This is a genomic window from Brachybacterium aquaticum (assembly GCF_014204755.1).
Taxonomy (GTDB): Bacteria; Actinomycetota; Actinomycetes; order Actinomycetales; family Dermabacteraceae; genus Brachybacterium; species Brachybacterium aquaticum.
The window spans coordinates 1795832-1814594 of record NZ_JACHLZ010000001.1 but is presented as its reverse complement, the minus strand read 5'-3'; the positions used below and the strand labels follow the sequence as shown (position 1 = coordinate 1814594).

15 protein-coding genes and 1 pseudogene are annotated in these 18763 nt (G+C 73.2%); 8 read left to right on the top strand and 8 right to left on the bottom strand.

Annotated elements, in window-relative coordinates; genetic code table 11:
• Positions 1–83 precede the first annotated feature (83 nt).
• Together leuS and HNR70_RS08090 are read right to left on the bottom strand one after the other, a co-directional pair.
• Positions 84–3029: a leucine--tRNA ligase gene (leuS, locus tag HNR70_RS08095; protein WP_184325191.1), complete on the bottom strand. Its 2946-nt coding sequence runs from the start codon at positions 3027–3029 to the stop codon at positions 84–86.
• Between the two features lie 307 nt (positions 3030–3336).
• Positions 3337–4263, bottom strand: a complete 927-nt coding sequence (locus tag HNR70_RS08090; RefSeq protein ID WP_184325190.1) for an AEC family transporter — start codon at positions 4261–4263, stop codon at positions 3337–3339.
• Between the two features lie 281 nt (positions 4264–4544).
• On the opposite strand from HNR70_RS08090, the gene HNR70_RS16210 reads away from it, so the two are divergent.
• The 3 genes and pseudogenes from HNR70_RS16210 (at position 4545) to HNR70_RS08080 (ending at position 6218) form a co-directional block, all read left to right on the top strand.
• On the top strand, positions 4545–5018 hold the full coding sequence (locus tag HNR70_RS16210; RefSeq protein ID WP_281383210.1) for an oxidoreductase: 474 nt from the start codon (positions 4545–4547) through the stop codon (positions 5016–5018).
• Positions 5015–5548, top strand: a pseudogene (locus HNR70_RS16205) (oxidoreductase); the annotation flags it as partial. The gene HNR70_RS16210 and the pseudogene HNR70_RS16205, both read left to right, overlap by 4 nt.
• 223 nt (positions 5549–5771) lie before the next feature.
• On the top strand, positions 5772–6218 hold the full coding sequence (locus tag HNR70_RS08080; protein WP_184325189.1) for an FAD-dependent oxidoreductase: 447 nt from the start codon (positions 5772–5774) through the stop codon (positions 6216–6218).
• Positions 6219–6278: 60 nt separating this feature from the next.
• Here the strand turns inward: HNR70_RS08080 and panD are convergent, their stop codons facing one another.
• Positions 6279–6704 carry an aspartate 1-decarboxylase gene (panD, locus tag HNR70_RS08075; RefSeq protein ID WP_184325188.1) on the bottom strand — a complete coding sequence of 142 codons (426 nt, stop codon included), beginning with the start codon at positions 6702–6704 and terminating at the stop codon, positions 6279–6281.
• Between the two features lie 69 nt (positions 6705–6773).
• Here panD and HNR70_RS08070 point away from each other — a divergent pair, with 69 nt between their 5' ends.
• On the top strand, positions 6774–8507 hold the full coding sequence (locus HNR70_RS08070; RefSeq protein WP_184325187.1) for a DEAD/DEAH box helicase: 1734 nt from the start codon (positions 6774–6776) through the stop codon (positions 8505–8507).
• A gap of 81 nt (positions 8508–8588) precedes the next feature.
• Entirely contained in the window at positions 8589–9983 is a 1395-nt protein-coding gene (locus HNR70_RS08065) for an L-serine ammonia-lyase (RefSeq protein ID WP_312857611.1), read from the top strand.
• Positions 9984–10018: 35 nt separating this feature from the next.
• Here HNR70_RS08065 and HNR70_RS08060 read toward each other — a convergent pair whose 3' ends face one another.
• Positions 10019–11188 carry an AMP-binding protein gene (locus HNR70_RS08060; RefSeq protein ID WP_184325186.1) on the bottom strand — a complete coding sequence of 390 codons (1170 nt, stop codon included), beginning with the start codon at positions 11186–11188 and terminating at the stop codon, positions 10019–10021.
• Between the two features lie 7 nt (positions 11189–11195).
• Positions 11196–12302 carry an NADH:flavin oxidoreductase/NADH oxidase gene (locus HNR70_RS08055; RefSeq protein ID WP_184325185.1) on the bottom strand — a complete coding sequence of 369 codons (1107 nt, stop codon included), beginning with the start codon at positions 12300–12302 and terminating at the stop codon, positions 11196–11198.
• A 149-nt stretch (positions 12303–12451) separates the two neighbouring features.
• On the opposite strand from HNR70_RS08055, the gene HNR70_RS08050 reads away from it, so the two are divergent.
• The 3 genes from HNR70_RS08050 to acs all read left to right on the top strand — a co-directional run bounded on the left by HNR70_RS08050 (position 12452) and on the right by acs (position 15568).
• Positions 12452–12610: a ribbon-helix-helix domain-containing protein gene (locus HNR70_RS08050; protein WP_184325184.1), complete on the top strand. Its 159-nt coding sequence runs from the start codon at positions 12452–12454 to the stop codon at positions 12608–12610.
• Positions 12610–13428 (top strand): VOC family protein, encoded by an 819-nt coding sequence (locus tag HNR70_RS08045; RefSeq protein WP_184325183.1) that lies wholly within the window; start codon positions 12610–12612, stop codon positions 13426–13428. Before HNR70_RS08050 ends, HNR70_RS08045 begins: the two co-directional genes overlap by 1 nt.
• 160 nt (positions 13429–13588) lie before the next feature.
• Entirely contained in the window at positions 13589–15568 is a 1980-nt protein-coding gene (gene acs / locus HNR70_RS08040) for an acetate--CoA ligase (protein ID WP_184325182.1), read from the top strand.
• Between the two features lie 115 nt (positions 15569–15683).
• Here acs and HNR70_RS08035 read toward each other — a convergent pair whose 3' ends face one another.
• From HNR70_RS08035 to HNR70_RS08025, 3 genes are read right to left on the bottom strand one after another with little or no spacing between them, the layout of a single operon-like run.
• Positions 15684–16670, bottom strand: coding sequence for a DUF4097 family beta strand repeat-containing protein (locus HNR70_RS08035; protein WP_184325181.1), 987 nt, complete (start codon positions 16668–16670; stop codon positions 15684–15686).
• Positions 16667–17323, bottom strand: coding sequence for a response regulator transcription factor (locus tag HNR70_RS08030; protein WP_184325180.1), 657 nt, complete (start codon positions 17321–17323; stop codon positions 16667–16669). Before HNR70_RS08030 ends, HNR70_RS08035 begins: the two co-directional genes overlap by 4 nt.
• Entirely contained in the window at positions 17320–18684 is a 1365-nt protein-coding gene (locus HNR70_RS08025; protein WP_184325179.1) for a sensor histidine kinase, read from the bottom strand. Before HNR70_RS08025 ends, HNR70_RS08030 begins: the two co-directional genes overlap by 4 nt.
• Between the last annotated feature and the right edge of the window lie 79 nt (positions 18685–18763).

Here is an 18763-nt window from a genome sequence, read left to right as displayed (position 1 = left end):
TCGGGAACGGCCGACGGGCCCCACGGCTCCCGGGGGAGCGGCGGGGCCCGTCGGCCGTCGAGATCAGTGCGCGAGCAGCGCGATCAGACCACGATGTTGACGATCTTCGGGGCGCGGACGATCACCTTGCGGACCGTCTGGCCCTCCAGGAGCTCCTGCACGCGCGCCTCGGCCATCACCGCGGCCTCCAGATCCTCCGCGGAGATCTCAGGATCGACCTCGAGACGGTGGCGGACCTTTCCCTTGACCTGGACCACGCAGGTGACCGTGTCGGCCTTCAGCAGCTCCGGATCGGCGACCGGGAACGGGGCGCGGGCCAGCCCACCGGTGTGCCCGAGGCGGGCCCACAGCTCCTCGGCCAGGTGCGGGGCCAGCGGCGAGACCAGCAGGACCAGCGGCTCCACGGCCTCGCGCGGCGCGGTGCCGGTGGCGGTGAGCTGCTTGGTCAGATGGTTCACCAGCTCGATCAGCTTCGCGATCGAGGTGTTGAACTGCATCCGCTCCATGTCGCGGCCCACGCCGTCGATGGTGCGGTGCACGGCCTGCTTCGTGGGCAGATCGGCCGGCTCGTCCGAGATGGTCAGCTCACCGGTCTCCTCGTCGACCACCAGGCGCCACAGGCGCTGCAGGAAGCGCTGCGAGCCGACGACGGCGCGGGTCTCCCACGGCCGCGACAGGTCCAGCGGACCCATCGACATCTCGTACACGCGCAGGGTGTCCGCGCCGTACTGCTCGTACATGTCGTCGGGCGCCACCGCGTTCTTCAGCGACTTGCCCATCTTCCCGTACTCCTGGGTGACCGGCTCGCCCTGGTACGTGAAGGTGCCGTCGGCCTCCTCCACGACCTCGTCGGCCGGCACGTGGATGCCGCGGGAGTCGGTGTAGGCGTAGGCCTGGATGTAGCCCTGGTTGAACAGGCGGTGGAACGGCTCCTGGCTGGAGACGTCGCCGCGGTCGAACAGCACCTTGTGCCAGAACCGGGCGTACAGCAGGTGCAGCACGGCATGCTCGGCGCCGCCCACGTACAGGTCCACGCCGCCGGTGCCGCCCTCCTCGCGCGGGCCCAGCCAGTACGCCTCGTTCTCGGGGCGCACCAGGACCTCGTCCTCGGAGGGGTCGATGTAGCGCAGGTGGTACCACGACGATCCCGCCCACTGCGGCATCGTGTTGGTCTCGCGCAGGTACGTCTTCGGACCATCGCCCAGGTCCAGCTCGACCTCCACCCACTCCGTGGCGCGCGACAGCGGGGTCTGCGGCTCGGTGTCGGCGTCCAGGGGGTCGAAGGTCTTCGGGGAGAAGTCCGCGACCTCCGGCAGGTCCACCGGCAGCATGCTCTCAGGCAGCGGGATCGGGGTCTCCGGATCGGCGGGGTCGTAGACGATCGGGAAGGGCTCGCCCCAGTAGCGCTGGCGGGAGAACAGCCAGTCGCGCAGGCGGTAGGTGACGCGCGGGCGGCCGTGGCCCTCGGCGACCAGGAACTCGGTGGCACGCGCCTTGGCCTCGTCGATGGACAGGCCGTTGAGGTCCAGCTTCTCGTTGGCGGAGTTGATCTTCTCGCCGTCACCGGTCCAGGCCCCGCCCTCGAAGCCCTCGGCCGGCTGGACGGTGCGGATGATCGGCAGCGCGAAGCGGTCGGCGAACTCGTAGTCGCGCGCGTCCTCGGCGGGCACGGCCATGATGGCGCCGGTGCCGTAGCCGGTCAGGACGTAGTCGGCGGTGAACACCGGCACCTCGCGCCCGTCCAGCGGGTTCGTGGCGAACCAGCCGGTGAACACGCCGGTCTTCTCGCGGTCATCGGCGGTGCGCTCGTCGTCGCCGAGCGCGGCGGCGCGAGCCTGGTAGGCGGCGACGGCCTCGCGCGGGGTCGCGGCGCCGCCGGTCCACTCCTCGCGGGTGCCCTCGGGCCAGGCCGCGGGCAGCTGCTCGAGGTCGGTCAGCAGCGTGTGCTCGGGGGAGAGCACCGTGAAGGTCGCCCCGAACAGGGTGTCCGGACGGGTGGTGAACACGTCGAAGTAACGTCCCGCACCCTCACCGGCCAGCGCGAAGCTGACCTGGGCGCCGTGGCTGCGGCCGATCCAGTTGCGCTGCATGGAGCGCACCGACTCGGGCCAGTCCACGCGGTCCAGGTCGTCGGCCAGGCGGTCGCCGTAGGCGGTGATGCGCATGTTCCACTGGCGCAAGCGCCGGGTGAAGACTGGGAAGTTGCCGCGCTCGGAGCGGCCGTCGGCGGTGACCTCCTCGTTGGCCAGCACCGTGCCCAGGCCCGGGCACCAGTTCACGGGCGTCTCGGAGATGTAGGCCAGGCGGAAGGCGTCGGCCAGCTTCGCGATCTCCGCCGCGCTCGCGGCGGGGACCTCCTCGGCGCTGCGGCCCTGCCAGGCCTCGGGCAGCTCCAGGCCCTGACGGTCCGCCAGGGCGAAGGGATCGACCCGTCCGATCGCCAGCTCCTCGCGCAGCTCGGCGATGGGGCGGGCGCGGCCGACGATCCCGTCGGCGTTCGGGGCCTCCGGGTCGTACCAGGAGTCGAAGATCCGCAGGAAGATCCACTGGGTCCACTTCACGAAGCCGGGATCGGTGGTGGCCAGGGAGCGGCGCGCGTCATGGGACAGGCCCAGGCGGTGCAGCTGGCGGCGCATGTTGGCGATATTCGCCTCGGTGGTGGTGCGCGGATGGGTGCCGGTCTGGACGGCGTACTGCTCGGCGGGCAGGCCGAACGCGTCGTAGCCCATCGTGTACAGGACGTTCTTGCCCAGCATGCGCTGGTAGCGGGCGACCACGTCGGTGGCGATGTAGCCCAGCGGGTGGCCCACGTGCAGCCCCGACCCCGAGGGGTAGGGGAACATGTCCATGATGTACATCTTCTCGGGCTTCTCAGCCCGGGTCGCCTGCTCGAGCGACTCGACCGAGCCGCGCAGCGCGCCGACGGGGTTGTCGGCCCGGAAGGTGCCCTCCTCGTCCCAGCGCTGCTGCCAGCGACGCTCGATCTCGTCCGCGACCGCGGCGGTGTACCGGTACGGTGCCTCGCTCATGGGTGGTTCGTCCTCCGAAGGATCAGTGCGGCAGGTGCCGCCAGGTGTGCCGTGACATGAAAAAACCCTCGCGCAGGCGAGGGGAGCCGCATCGGTGCCTCTCGTGCGCACCGCCGTGGTCTCAGGAGCGGGCGGGCGCGGGCCTTGTCCGACGCGGCTGCATAAGCAGGAGCCGTTCAGTCACCGCCCCATCCTAGCGCGCCGGTCCCCGCCGCTCGGCGGCGGTCCGACGGAGGCCCGGAGGGCGGACGTCACACCGTGCCCGTCACGCCGCGTCCGTCGCACCGCGCCCGTCACGCCCCGTCCGTCACACCTCCAGCACGGCGGAGATCAGCAGCAGCACCAGCACGGTGCCGATGGTCGTGATCAGCACGGTGTCCCGGGCGAGGTTCTCCGAGGCGCGATAGCGGGCGGCGGCGACGTACACGTTCTGGGCGGTGGGCAGTGCAGCCATCACGACCACCTCGTACAGCGCCGCCCCTCGCATCCCGAGCAGCAGGCCGAAGCCGAGCGCGATCAGGGGCATCAGCACGAGCTTGGCGGTGGAGGCGAGCGCGATGAGGCCCCTGTAGCCGTCGTCCTTCGCCAGGGGTCTCGAACCGTTCAGCGACATGCCGAAGGCCAGGAGCATGGCGGGGATCGCCATGTCGGCCAGGGACTGGATCGGGGCGAGCACCACCTCGGGGAAGCTGACGCCGAGCAGCACGAGCGCGAGGCCGAGCGCCGAGGCGATGATCGTGGGGTTCGCGACGATGGAGCGGATCACGCCCGCGGCGCCCTGGGCCTCCTTGGTGGTGACCCGGTGCAGCACGAACAGGTACAGGGGCGTGTACACCGCCTGCTGGAAGAGGATCACGGGCAGGGCGTGGGAGATGTCGTCGAGTACGTAGGCGGCGATGGGGAAGCCCATGTTCGCGCCGTTGACGACGGAGCCGCTGATGGCGGTGACGATGAGGTCCGCGCCGCGGCGCCTGGTGAACAGGGCGACGATCGCGATGAGCAGCGCGCCGGTGGTCAGGCCGGAGGCGCCGGCGACCAGCATCGGCAGGGAGAGCACCTGGCGCACGTCGGAGCCGAGCAGGCCCACCAGCACCAGGGCGGGGGAGGCGACGAAGAAGGTGGAGCGGTTGAGGACATAGCGCCCGTGGGAGCCGAGCACTCCCGTGCGGCCGACGACCCAGCCGACCGCGATCATCGACCAGACGACGAAGAACCCGGCGAGGACCCCGCTCATCGGACGGGGCGGAGAAGGGTTCGCATCATTCCCAGGATGCTAGCCCCTCCGCGCCGGGGAAGCGTTTGCCGTCCAGCTCTCGGCCAGGTTCGAGGTGGGCGGAGGCCACGTCTCGGACGGCCCGCGGGCAGGCCTCGGGCGGAGCGCGAGCCGTCCGTCGGAGCCCGTCATGAGACATCCTCCCGCCCGGGGACCTTCATCGGCCCGCGCACCATCACCGATTCCTAGCGTGAGAGGCACCACACCACCCGCGTCGCCCACCACCGCTCAGGAGACCCCCGATGACCGCCACAGCCCCGACCGCCGCGGCCCCCGCCCCGACTGCTGCCGCCCCGACCTTCGCGCACATGCTCGCGCCGCTCCAGATCGGCCCGCTCCGCCTGCCGAACCGCGTGATCATGTCCCCGATGGGCACGGAGATGGGGACCGAGGACGGCCGCTCCACCCCGCGCGAGGCCGCCTACTACGCCGCTCGCGCCGCCGGCGGCACGGCGCTGGTGATGACCGGGGTGAACTTCCTGCAGTCGGATCACGAGCCCACCGCTCCCGGGCTGGCCCGGGCCGACACCGACGAGCACATCCCCGGCCTGCGCGGCATCGCCGACGCCGTCCACGCCGCCGGCGGTCTCGCCGCTCTCCAGCTCACCCCGGGCCTCGGCCGCAACAACCAGTACTACGACCAGATGGGGATGGAGCCGGTCTCCTCGAGCGAGAACCCTACTTCTTCGACCCCGAGCGGACCTGTCGCGCGCTGACCACCGAGGAGATCCGCCTGATCGTCCAGCGCACCGGCGAGGCGGCCCGCCGCGGCGCCGAGGCCGGGTTCGACGTCATCGACCTCCACGGCCACACCGGGTACCTCATCGACCAGTTCCTCTCCCAGGTGTGGAACCACCGCACCGACGAGTACGGCGGCAGCCCCGAGAACCGGGCCCGCTTCGCCGTGGAGTGCATCCGCGCGGTCAAGGAGAACGCCCCCGGCGTGGCCGTGTCCTTCCGCATCTCGGTGGACCACCGCTTCGAGGGAGGCCGCACCTGGGAGGAGACCCGGTACCTGGTCACCGCGCTCGAGGAGGCGGGGCTGGACATGATCCTCGCCGACGACGGCTCCTACGAGGCGATGGACTACGTCTTCCCGCCCTACTACCTCGGCGACGACTGCATGGTCCCCGCCGCCCGCCGCCTCAAGGAGGTGCTCACGATCCCCGTGGCGGCCTGCGGCAACATCACCCCCGAGAACAGTGAGCAGATCCTCGCGCGCGGCGACGCGGACCTCGTCGCCATCGGCCGCGGCCTGATCGCCGACCCCGACCTCGTGGCCAAGCTGCGCGCCGGCCGCCCCGAGGACGTGCGCCCCTGCATCCGCTGCAACCAGCTGTGCACGGGCAACGCCTTCTACGGCAAGGCCATCGGCTGCGCCGTGAACCCCGAGGTCGGCTACGAGGGCGTGCGCGTCATCACCAAGACCGACGCCCCGCGCCGCCTCGCCGTCAGAGGAGGTCGTCGACGTGCTCGCCTTCCACGAGGGCGCCCCCGTCGGCGAGCGGGTCGTCGTGTGCGGCGGCGGCCTCTCCGGCGCCGACGCGGCGCTCGAGCTCGCCCAGGACGGCCACCGGGTCACCGTGGTCGAGGCGGCCGAGGAGATCGCCCGCGACATGCCCATGCTCAACCGCACCTCGCTGCTGCGCAGCCTCGAGGAGGCGGGGGTGGAGCTGCTGACCTCGACCTCCGTGCAGGCCGTCACCGAGGACGGGGTGCGGGTCGCCGGCCCCGACGGCGAGCAGGTGCTCGAGGCGGACACGGTCATCGCCGCCTTCGGTCTGCGCCCCGCTACCGCTCAGGTCGAGGCGCTGCAGGCGCAGGCGCTGAGCGTCCGTCCTGTCGGCGACTGCGTCGCGCCGCGGAAGGTGGGCGACGCGATCAACGACGGCTACGAGCTGGCGATGAGCCTCTGACGGGGTGTCCTGAGCCTCGAACGGGGGCTGCGGAGCCTATCCCGGGAGGTGCTGATCAGGTCAGCGGAGGCCGGCGCTCGTGCGTCCGCCGATCTGGTCGGCCATCCCGGGGACGGGCTCGGCGCCGTCGTTCCCGAGCGCGACGATGCGATTGTTCTCGTCCACGTGCACCACGCGCGGGCGGTGGGCGGCGACCTCGGACTCGTCCAGCTGGCCGTAGGCCATGATGATCACGAGGTCGCCGGGGGAGACGAGGTGGGCGGCGGCGCCGTTGATGCCGATCACGCCGCTGTCGCGCTCGCCCTCGATCACATAGGTGGTCAGGCGGTTGCCGTTGGCGATGTCCACGATCGTGACCTGCTCGTGCTCGACGAGCCCCGCGGCCTCGGTGAGGGCAGGGTCGATCGTCACCGAGCCGACATAGTGCAGGTCTGCCTGCGTGACGGTGGCCCGGTGGATCTTCGAGGTCATCAGAGTGCGCAACATCGCCCCCATTCTCCCACTGCTGCGCCATGCTGGATGATGGGAGTGTCAGTTTTCGTCAGGAGGATCACTATGCCCAAGGCCCGTCGCCGCTCAGCCCACTCCTCGGAGCGGTTCGAGGACATGGCCCTGCCCGACGAGCTCCTCGGCGTCCTGGCGGAGCAGGGGCTCGAGCGGGCCTTCGAGATCCAGTCCGCGATCCTGCCCGATGCGCTCGCCGGCCGCGACGTCCTCGCCCGCGCCGAGACCGGCTCCGGCAAGACCCTCGCCTTCACCCTGGCGATGACCTCCCGCTTCCGCGGCCGCAGGGTCCACCGCCGCAGGCCGCTCGGCGTGGTCCTCGTCCCCACCCGCGAGCTCGCCGTGCAGGTCGTGGACACCATCCATCCCTTCGCCCGGGCCGTCGGCCTCCGCGCCCAGCTCGTCGCGGGAGGCATGAACATCGAGAAGCAGGCCGACGCGGTCGCGCGCGGGGTCGAGATCGTGGTGGCGACCCCGGGCCGGCTGATCGACCTCGCCGAGCGCGGGGCGCTGCAGCTGGACCTGGTGGAGACCACCGTCATCGACGAGGCGGACCACATGGCCGACCTCGGCTTCCTGCCCGACGTGCACGACATCCTCGCCGCTGTCCCCATGGGCACCCAGAAGATGCTCTTCTCCGCGACGCTGGACGGCCAGGTCGAGCAGATCGTCGATGCCTTCCTCGTCGACCCTGTCAGCCACGAGACCACCCCGGTCACCGCGGCTGTGAAGACCATGGACCACACCGTCCTCGCGATCGCGCCGTCGGCCAAGCGTGCGGTCACCGCGCAGCTCGGCGCCCGCGAGGGCCGCACCCTGATGTTCACCCGCACCCAGCTCGGTGCCGAGCGCGTCGCGCAAGAGCTCATCGAGGTGGGCATCCCCGCCGCGGCGCTGCACGGCAGCAAGCAGCAGGGCCTGCGCACGAACGTGCTGGCAGGCTTCCGTCAGGGCGCCTTCCCGGTGCTGGTCGCGACCGATGTCGCCGCCCGCGGCCTGCACATCGACGACGTCACGATGGTGGTGCACGTGGACCCCTCGGACGATGTCAAGGAGTACGTCCACCGCAGTGGCCGCACCGCCCGCGCCGGCGCTGCCGGCAGCGTGGTCACCCTCGCCCTGCCGCATCAGACCCGCGCCACCCGGCGGATCCTCGAGGAGGCCGAGGTCGAACCGACGTGGGCCGAGGACGTCGAGGACGCGGAGAACCCCGCGCTCGCCGAGCTCGGCGGCCGTACCCCGGCCGGGGAGCCCGTCGAGGACCCGGCGCTCGTGAAGTACAAGGGCGCCCCGCGCAAGCTCGACCTCTCCCGCGCCCGCGGCGCCGACCAGCGCAAGGCCGAGGAGCGCCGCGCCAACGAGGAGCGGCGCGCCTCCTGGGAGGAGGACGCTTCCGGTGAGTCCCCCCGCCGCGGCGGCGGTGGTCAGCGCGGTGGCGGCCCGCGCAGCGGCGGCCAGCGCGGCGCGTCGAGCGGCGGCCGTGGGGCGCGCGGCGCCTCGAGCGGCGGGCGCGGCGCCGCGGGGCGCGGCGGCTCGGGCAGCGGCCAGGGCGCCCGCGGGCAGTCCGGCCGGGGGAGCGCCGGCCGGGGTCGTCCGTCGGCCGACGGGGGCTCCACCGGCGGTCGCGGAAGCTCCACCGGCGGTCGCGGAGGCTCCCAGGGCAAGGGCGGCACCGGCAGGGGCACCGACAAGGGCGGTGCCGGCAGCAGCGGCACCGGCAAGGGCGGCGGCCGCGGGCGCTCCGGCGCGCCGACCCGCTCCCCCCGCCGCCGCGGGGGACGATGAGAGCCGCGCCCCGGCCCTGATCCCGGGCGCCGGCATCCGTGACGAGTGACGACACCGACGTCGAGGAGACGCATCCCCACCGTGAGCATCAGCACCTTCGACATGTTCAAGATCGGCATCGGCCCGTCGAGCTCCCACACCGTGGGCCCGATGCGCGCCGCCGCCCAGTTCGCCCGTGAGGTCCTCGCCGACCCCGGGATCGGCCCGCGCGTGGCCGGGGTCGAGGTGCATCTGTACGGCTCCCTCGCCGCGACCGGCGCCGGTCACGGCACCCTCGATGCGGTGGTGATGGGCCTGGAGGGCGCGGATCCCGAGACCGTCGATCCCGTCGCCGGGCGCGAGCGCGTCGCACGGATCGAGGCCGAGGGCGGGCTGCTGCTGGACGGCACGCGCGAGGTGAGCCTGCGCCCCTCGAGCATCGTGCTGCACCCGCTGACCTTCCTGCCCCAGCACTCCAACGGCATGACCTTCATCGCCCAGGACGCGGACGGGAACGAGCTGCGGCGTCGGCCGATGTTCTCCGTGGGCGGCGGCTTCGTCGTGGACGAGGCGGACATGGACCGCTCGATCGCGGAGGTCGCCGCCGAGGACGAGGGCCGCACCATCTTCACCACCGGTGCGGAGCTGCTGCGCGTGTGCGAGGACCGCGGCATCTCGATCTCCGAGGCGATGCTGCTGCGGGAGCGGCAGTGGCGCAGCGACGAGGAGATCCGCTCGGGCCTGCTGACGATCTGGCGCACCATGCAGGACTGCATCGAGCGCGGTACCCGCACCTCGGGGATCCTGCCCGGCGGGCTCGAGGTCAAGCGCCGCGCCGCCTCCTGGTACGACTCGCTCTCCGCCGAGGACCCGGTGCACCTGCCGATGAACTCCTTCGAGTGGGTCTCCCTCGCCGCGCTCGCCGTGAACGAGGAGAACGCCGCCGGTGGCCGTGTCGTCACCGCACCCACCAATGGCGCGGCCGGCATCATCCCGGCCGTGCTGTACTTCGCCACCCACTACATCGAGGGCGTGGACCCCGACGAGATCGCGGTGCGCTTCCTGCTCACCGCCGGGGCGATCGGCTCGCTCTACAAGGAGCACGCCTCCATCTCGGGCGCCGAGGTGGGCTGCCAGGGCGAGGTCGGCTCGGCCTGCTCGATGGCGGCCGCGGCACTGTGCGAGGCGATGGGCGGCAAGCCCGCCCAGGTCGAGAACGCGGCTGAGATCGCGATGGAGCACAACCTGGGGCTGACCTGCGATCCCGTCGGCGGCCTCGTGCAGGTGCCGTGCATCGAGCGCAACGCCATGGCGGCGGTCAAGGCGATCACGGCCGCCCGCTTCGCGCTGCGGGGCACGGGCGAGCACTTCATCTCGCTCGACACCGTCATCGAGACGATGCGCCAGACCGGCAAGGACATGCACGAGCGCTACAAGGAGACCGCCATGGGCGGCCTCGCCGTCACGGCCGTCCCGGTCAGCGTCCCCGACTGCTGAGCACTTCCGACTGCTGAGGATCCCGGCGGGCCCCGTCAGCGCAGCAGGCGGAACCCGTCGGGCACGGCGGAGGCGCCGAGCCGGTCGTGCACCAGCGCCCGCAGATCCTCCGGGCTCACCGCCGTCGTCCGGGCGGCCGACGGGTCCAGCACGACCTCGGCGAGGGTGTGCACCCCGGTGCGCTCGTCGGCCTCGACGAGCAGCCGTGCGGAGCCGACCGCGGGATGCGCGCGCAGCACCCGCAGGGTGGCTGGCGGATCAGGCAGGCGCCCGCCCGCGGTGAGCGTCGCATCGGCCCGGCCGAGCACACGCACCCTCTCGCCCCCGGCGAGCTCCCCGCGGTCGGTGACCAGCTCGCGGCCTGCGGTGAAGGGGGTGCGGGCCACGAGCAGCCCCTCGAGCTCGCGCAGGTGCACCCCGCGCAGCGGACGCCCGTCCACGCTCAGCGGCCCGGTCTCGGTGGTGCCGTACACGTCGTGGACCCGGGCGCGGAAGTGACGGGAGAGGTCTGCCCGCAGCTCCTCGGTGAGGGGTCCGGAGCCGGAGACGATGCGGGGGATCGCGAGCGGCCGTCCGCGCACCAGCGCCTGCTCCGCGCGCAGCAGCGCCGCGAGGTGCACGGGCGCGCCGGTGAGCAGGTCGGGGGAGGTGCGGTGCAGCAGGGCGATGCGGTCCGCGGCGGGCAGGTGGGCGAGGTCCACCAGCGGTGCGCCCACCGCGAGCGCGCCGAGGGCGAGCAGCAGTCCGTGGCCGTGGACCCCCGGGGCGAGGCAGGCGACCAGGCGTCCGCGGCGCAGCCCGACGCGCCGGCCGAGGTCGAGCAGGCAGCGCAGCTGAGCGGGGGTGAGCGGTCCGCGGCGCTGGAGCCGGGGTGCGCCGGTGCTCCCACTCGAGCGCAGCACCACCTCCCCGTCGGCCGCGAGCACCGCGACCAGCACCTGGCGCAGCGGCGCGGTCGCCGACAGGGCGCCAGGATCCTGGGCGGCCGGGAGGTGCGCGACGGTGCGTGCTGCGGGATGGGCGGGGCCATGCAGGAGGCCGTGGCGGGGGTGCTCCCGGCGCAGGCGCACGAGGTCCAGCAGGTCCTGCCCGGTGAGCATGCCCTGGCGGTCCACGAGGACGACGCTGCGCGCGCGGGTGCCGAGCCGGGCGCGCAGCACCGCGGCCACGTCGATGCCGCGGCCCGCCCGGCCCCGCAGGCTCATCCCGCGCTCACCACGAGCCCCGACGGTAGGCGCCGGGGTACAGGGAGGCGTCGCGCACCCCGAGCTCGTGGGCGGCGCGCTGGGGCCAGCCCGGCTCCCGCAGCGCCGCGCGGCCGACGGCCACGAAGTCCGCATCGCCCCGGTCCAGCACCACCTGCGCCCCGGCCGGGTCGGTGATCAGGCCCACGGCCGCGACGGGCGTGGAGACCGCATCGCGCAGGGTGCGGGCGAAGCCCACCTGGTACTCGGGCCCCACCGCGATGTCCGCGATCACCGCGCCGCCGGTGGAGACGTGCAGGGCGTCGATCCCGACCTCCTCGAGCTCGCGCGCCAGCCCGACGGACTGCGCGATGTCCCAGCCGCCGTCGATCCAGTCGGTCGCGCTGATCCGCACCACGAGCGGCCGGTCCGCGGGCCAGCGCTCGCGCACCGCGCTCGCGATCTCCCGGGCGAGCCGGCGCCTGCCGGGGCCGTCCCCGCCGTACTCGTCGGTGCGCGTGTTCACCAGGGGTGAGAGGAACTCGTGGACCAGGTAGCCGTGGGCGAAGTGGAGCTCCAGGGCGTCGAAGCCGGCGCGCTCGGCCCGCTCGGTCGCCGCGACGAAGTCCGCGACGATGCCGGCGATGTCCTGCCTCGACAGGGCGTCCGGGGCGTCCAGGCCGGGGAAGGGATCCGAGGTGGGGCCGACGGTGCGCCAGCCCGCGGCGAACTCGGGCACGGTGCCGCGCCGGCCGCGGAAGCGGGGCAGGTTCGGCCAGGTGGAGGCCTTGCGCCCGGCGTGGGCGAGCTGCACGGCGACCTTCGCGCCCTGCGCCTGGCAGAACGCGGTGATCCGCGACCAGGCCACGACCTGCTCCTCGTTCCACAGCCCGGTGTCCTGGGGGCTGATGCGGCCCTCGGGGGAGACGGCGGTGGCCTCGGTGACGATCAGGCCGAAGCCGCCGGCGGCCCGGGCGCCGAGGTGCACGAGATGCCAGTCGGTGGGCACGCCGTCCTGCTCCTCGACCATGTACTGGCACATGGGGGCGAGCCAGATGCGGTTGCGCAGCTCGAGATCGCCGAGGCGGGTGGGGGAGAGCAGCGTCGGGGAGGGCGCGGCGTGATCGGGGGCCATGGTGCACCACGGTAGTCGGACCGGACGCGCCCGGCGCACCCGCCCATGCCGCGGGCGGTGAGGTGCGGGCTCGTCGTTCCTGGAATCGTCCGGATGCGGCCCTCGAGCCGCCCGTTGCCCCAAGCTTGCGAACTTGCTAGCATCCTCGCATGGCAGCAGGTCCGCCCCCCGCCAAGGTCCAGTTCAACGTCTACCTCCCGCCCGATCTCGTGGTCGCGGTGAAGCATCGCGCGATCGACGAGAACAGCAGCCTCAGCGACCTGGTGCGCCGGGCGCTGACCGAGTACCTCGAGACCAGGAGCTCCTGATGATCCAGAACCCGAATCCGCCTGCAGCCCCGGCCCCCACGCCGGTTCTCGGAGTCCTGCCGCTGCGCTTCAGCGCCGACGCCCCCGCGATGATCGCCTTCCTGCGCACCCTCGGCATGGCCGCCGAGGTCACCACCGCCGGGGAGGACTTCGCCACCCTCGTCGCGGGCGGCGGTGGGCGCGTCATGGTCCACGGCGCCGACGGCTCGGAGACCGGCGCCGTGCCCGGCGAGACCCAGCTGTGCCTCGCCGTCGAGCGCACCGACGAGGCCGCGGACGCTCTCGCCGCCCACGATCTCGAGGTGCGGGTGTGGGACGAGACCTACGGCCGCCAGGGCGTCGTGGTCGGACCGTGCGGCGAGACCGTGTCCCTGAACGAGCAGCAGAGGGACCTCTACGGCTACGAGGGGCACGACGGCGACGGCGCGGATCCCCGCCTCGCCGTCTGCGTGGTGCGCTCGAGCGAGGAGGGACCTGAGCGCGAGGCCGACGTGCGCTTCTTCGCCGCCCTCGGCTTCACCCCCGTCGGCCCCGGCGACCGGTGGTGGCAGGCGCTCGCCGCTCCCGGCGCGGGCGTCGTCGGCCTCCACGCCCCGCACCCCGACGCGCCCGCGGGCCAGCGCGCCACCGGCACCGAGTTCGGCGACGTGGCCCTCGTGCGCCTCGGTTTCGAGACCGCCGAGGACCTCGAGCAGCTCGCCGCGCGCCTCACCGCCGCCGGCCACCCGGCGCGAGTCGTGCGTGAGGAGGTCACCGCCGTGCACGTCACCGACCCCGACGGCCTCCACCTGGAGATCCACCCGCGCTCACGGGGCTGAGCGCTCCCTTGGAGACCCAGAGGCGACCCCTCGGCGACCCCGCGCTCCCGCGGACCGGATCTCTCCCCGGTCCGCGGGCGCGTGATGTGGGTCTCCTGCGATACGGTGTCAGCGACCACCCGCCCCGGCCGCTCCGGGGCCCCATGACACAGGAGTGCTGATGTCCGACGACGCCGTCACCGGGATCGAGAACCTCTCCCAGGAGACCCGCACCTTCGCGCCGCCCACCGAGTTCGTCCAGAACGCGGTGGCCCGCCCGTCCCTCTACTCCGAGGCCGAGCGCGACCGCCTCGCCTTCTGGCGCTCCCGCGCGAGCCTGCTGAGCTGGGAGACCCCCTTCACCGAGACGCTCGACTGGTCCAACCCGCCCTTCGCCCGCTGGTTCGCCGACGGCACCCTGAACGTCGCCTACAACTGCGTGGACCGCCATGTCGAGTCCGGCCACGGCAGCCAGGTCGCGCTGCTGGCCGAGTACGAGGACGGCACCGACGCGTCGTACACCTACGCGGACGTCAAGGACGAGATCTCCCGCATGGCCAACGTGCTCGCCGACCTCGGCGTGCGCACCGGCGACCGGGTCGCGATCTACCTGCCGATGATCCCCGAGGCCGTCTTCGCGATGCTCGCCTGCGCCCGCATCGGCGCGCCCCACTCCGTCGTCTTCGGCGGCTTCAGCGCCGAGGCGCTGCGCTCCCGCATCGAGGACGCCGAGGCGCGCGTGGTCATCACGGCCGACGGCCAGAACCGTCGCGGCAAGCAGCTGCCGCTCAAGCCCGCCGTGGACGAGGCGCTCGCCGGCGGTGCGAAGTCCGTCGAGAAGGTCCTCGTGGTGCGCCGCACCGGCGGGGACGTGGCGTGGACCGAGGGCCGCGACGTGTGGTGGCACGAGGCGCGCGAGAGCGCCTCGACCGAGCATGCCCCGGTGCCCGTCGAGGCCGAGCACCCGCTGTTCATCCTCTACACCTCCGGCACCACCGGGAAGCCCAAGGGCATCGTCCACACCACCGGCGGTTACCTCACCCAGGCCACCTACACCCACCGCAACGTCTTCGACCTCAAGCCCGCCACCGACGTGTACTGGTGCACCGCGGACGTCGGCTGGATCACCGGCCACACCTACGTGGTCTACGGGCCCATGGCCAACCGCACCACCCAGGTCATCTACGAGGGCACCCCGGACACCCCGCACCAGGGCCGCTGGTGGGAGATCATCGAGAAGTACAAGGTCACCCAGTTCTACTCCTCGCCCACCGCGATCCGCACCGCCATGAAGTGGGGCGAGGACATCCCGGGCAAGTACGACCTCAGCTCCCTGCGGCTGCTCGGCAGCGTGGGCGAGGCGATCAACCCCGAGGCGTGGATGTGGTACCGCCGCGTGATCGGCGGGGACCGCTGCCCGATCGTGGACACCTGGTGGCAGACCGAGACCGGCGGCATCATGATCTCCCCGCTGCCCGGCGTCACCGACACCAAGCCTGGCTCCGCCCAGGTGCCGTTGCCCGGCATCAGCGCCGACGTCATCAACGACGCGGGCGAGTCCGTGGAGAACGGACAGGGCGGCTACCTCGTCCTGGACCAGCCCTGGCCCGGCATGCTCCGCGGCATCTGGGGCGACCCCGAGCGCTTCAAGGAGACCTACTGGTCCCGCTTCGAGGGCTACTACTTCGCCGGTGACGGCGCGAAGAAGGACGCCGACGGCGACATCTGGCTGCTGGGCCGCGTGGACGACGTCATGAACGTGTCCGGGCACCGCCTGTCCACCATGGAGATCGAGTCCGCGCTGGTCAGCCACGAGTGGGTGGCCGAGGCCGCGGTCGTCGGCGCCGACGACGAGACCACCGGCCAGGCGCCGGTCGCCTTCGTCATCCTCCGCAGCGGCAACGACGAGGCGATCGCCGCCGCCGGCGGCGAGGAGAAGGTGCCGGAGCTGCTGCGCGCCCACGTGGGCAAGGAGATCGGCCCGATCGCCAAGCCCAAGAAGGTGCTGCTCGTGACCGAGCTGCCCAAGACCCGCTCCGGGAAGATCATGCGCCGCCTGCTGCGCGACGTGGCCGAGAACCGTCAGGTCGGCGACACCCAGACCCTGGCCGACGCCTCGGTGATGGACCTGATCCAGCAGGGCCTGACCGGCAAGAGCTGACCCCGGTCCGCTCCTGCCCGACGACGAAGGGCGTCCCCTCCCGGTGGAGGGGACGCCCTTCGTGTGTGCGGCCCGAGCGAGACATCGCCAGGGGGATCTCCCGCCGTCGGACCTTTCAGCGCGTGATCGTCACGTCCCCGGTCTCGGTCCTCGCTGAGAGCGTGCCGACCGGGGCGCCGCTGCCGTCGGTGAGGCCGGGATCGATCTGCTCGGTGCCGAGCCCGGTGCTGGTCTCGACGCCCCAGCGGGAGGTGCCGGCCACGGCGATCCGCAGGTCCCCGAGCTCGCTGAGCAGACTCACTTCGCCGCCCGCATCGGCCGGCAGGCGCAGGGACACGTCCCCGAGGCTGGAGGTCAGTTCGACCGAGGTCGGGGCGGGGGAGACGGTCTCCACGTCGATCCCGCCGATGTCCGTGCTGACGGTGAGCCCGTCCGGGGCGGAGACCGGTCCGAGGTGGACGTCGCCCACGTCGGCGCGCACGTTCACCGCCGAGAACTCGCCGTCGGCGACCACATCGCCCACGGTGGAGCTCAGGTCCAGGTCCATCACGTGCCCGCTCGGCACGAGGACCAGGACGTCGCGGGCCCGGTCCACCCCGGGCACGCCGGTGTACTCCTCGGGCTGGCTCACCCGGACCACCGTCGCGTCCGCGCCGCCGCTGCGCTCGATGCGGGCGCGGACCATGTCGCCCTCGGCGGCGGGCACCGTGGTGCCGGGCTCCACGAGGGACAGCACGACTTCGTCGACCTCGTCGGAGGGCTGTACCCGCACGGTCCCGAGGGTGCTGCCCACCGACAGCGAGGTCGGGGCACCGAGCGTCGTCGTCGCGGGGACCTCGGTGAAGCGACGGGCGTTCACCCAGGTCGCGGCCGAGGTCGCCGCGAGCACCAGCACGAGCAGCAGCACCACGCCCCCGCCCACGAGCACCGTCCCGGTGCGCCAGGGGCGGTCGGAGGCGGGGGAGGGGACCAGGCTCCGCGGCGGGTCGTAGCGCACCTCCGGGTCCGGCGGACGTGGGGGATCGTTCGGCAGGCCGGGCGGCCCGGCCACGGGTCCGGTGGACGGCCCTGCGGGCGGGCGGTCGGGAGCGTCGACGCTCATGTCCGGTCCTCCGATTCCAGGTAGCGCAGCACCGCCATGACGCGCCGGTTCTCGCCGTCCACCGGCGGCAGGTCGAGCTTGGTGAGCAGCGAGGAGATGTGCTTCTCCACGCTGCCGGCGGAGACGAAGAGCGTGTCGGCGATGGCCTGGTTGGAGCGCCCCTGCGCCATGAGCGAGAGCACCTCCCGCTCGCGCGGGGTGAGCGCTTCGAGGGTGCGGCGGCGGCGCGAGCGGACGAAGATCTGCTGGACCACCTCGGGGTCCAGCCAGGTCCCGCCCCCGCCGACGGTGTCCACGACCCCGAGGAAGTCCTCGACGTCGGCCACGCGGTCCTTGAGTACGTAGCCCAGCCCCTGCGGCGAGTCGGCGATGAGGTCGGAGGCGTAGCGCTCCTCGACGTACTGGGAGAGCACCAGCAGTTTCACCTCGGGATCCTGCTGGCGGATCAGCACCGCGGCGCGCACGCCCTCGTCGGTGAACGTCGGCGGCATGCGCACGTCGATCACGGCGAGGTCGGGGCGGTGGTGGGAGACGGCCGCGAGCAGCCCGGCGGCGTCGCCCACGGCGGCGACCACCTCGTGCCCGGCCTCGGTGAGCAGGCGCTCGAGCCCTGCCCGCAGCAGCACGGCGTCGTCGGCGATCACGATCCTCATCGGTGGGCCTCCTGGGGGTCCGGTCGGGTCTGGGGGCGGGGCGGCGGGGCGGGTGCCGAGGCGGGTGCCACGGCAGCAGTCGGTGGAGCGGTGCCGCGCAGGGTCGGGATCACGGCCTCGAGCACCGTGCCCTCGCCGGGTGGGCTCGTCACCTCGAGCACCCCGCCGGTGGCGCGGACCCGGTCGGTCAGCCCCGCGAGCCCGGTGGACATCCCGTCGCGGTGCACGCGGGCGCCGCCGCGGCCGTCGTCCTCGATCCGCACCCGCAGAACCCGGGCGTCCTGGCGGACGTCGACCCGGATGCGCGAGGCCTCGGCGTGCTTGGTGATGTTGGTCAGCGCCTCGGCGACCAGGAAGTAGGCCACGCCCTCGCGCTCGCGGTCCAGGCCCGCATGGGTGCCGGGCGGCAGCTGCACGTCGAGCTCGACCGGGATGCGGGAGCGGGCGGCGAGAGCGGACAGCGCCGCATCCAGGCCCCGGTCCGTGAGCACGGCGGGGTGGATGCCGCGGGCGAGCTGGCGCAGGTCCGTCATCACGGCCTTCGCCTCGGCGTGCGCCTCGGTGACCAGGCGCTCGGCCCGGTCGGGGTCGGTGCGGATCGCGGTGCGGGCGATGCCGAGGGTCATGGCGAGGTTCACCAGGCGCGGCTGGACGCCGTCGTGGAGGTCCCGCTCGATCCGCAGCCGTTCCTGGGCGGCGGCGTCGACCGCGCCCTGGCGGCGCTCGGCGAGCTCGGCGACCTGCTCGCGCAGCTCCTCCTCGGAACCGGAGATCAGCCCCCGGGCCAGGCCCCGGTCGGCCAGCGCCCCGAGGGCCAGCATCGCGCCGGAGAGCAGCACCCCGGCGGTGCCGATGAGGGCCAGCCCCCAGCGAGTCAGCTCCACCCCGCCCAGCTCGAGCGGTCCGTGCAGCAGTGCGAGCTGCCAGCCGTTCCACCCCAGCCACAGCAGTGCCGCGAAGGCCACGAAGAACGCCCCGGCCACAAGCATGGCCAGGTGGTGGTGGAGGATGCCCCGCCAGAACGCGCCGCTGCCCAGCTCGAACCAGCGGTTCTGCAGCCAGCCCGCCGCGCCGGTGCGGCGCGAGCGGCGGCGCACGGGGACGATCACGCCGATGCCGTGGATCGCGACGGCCCGGCGGCGCTCGATGCGCACGACGACCTGCATCGCCAGCAGCCAGGGGATGAGCAGCAGCAGACCGGCACCGAGCGCGGGCAGGGCGCTGAGCCCGGCGATCAGCATGGTCACGCTGAGGATCAGCCAGGTGAAGCTCAGCACGCCGCCCACGACCACCGAGGCCAGGGAGGCCGGGGTGATCCGGGGGCGCTCGGGCAGCGCGGCCCCGTCGGTCGTCTCGTCCATGGCACGACCCTAGACGCGCCCCGGCCCCGGGCCCCACCGTGCCCGCCCGGCGCGCCGACGGGGGATATCCCCCGGTCCC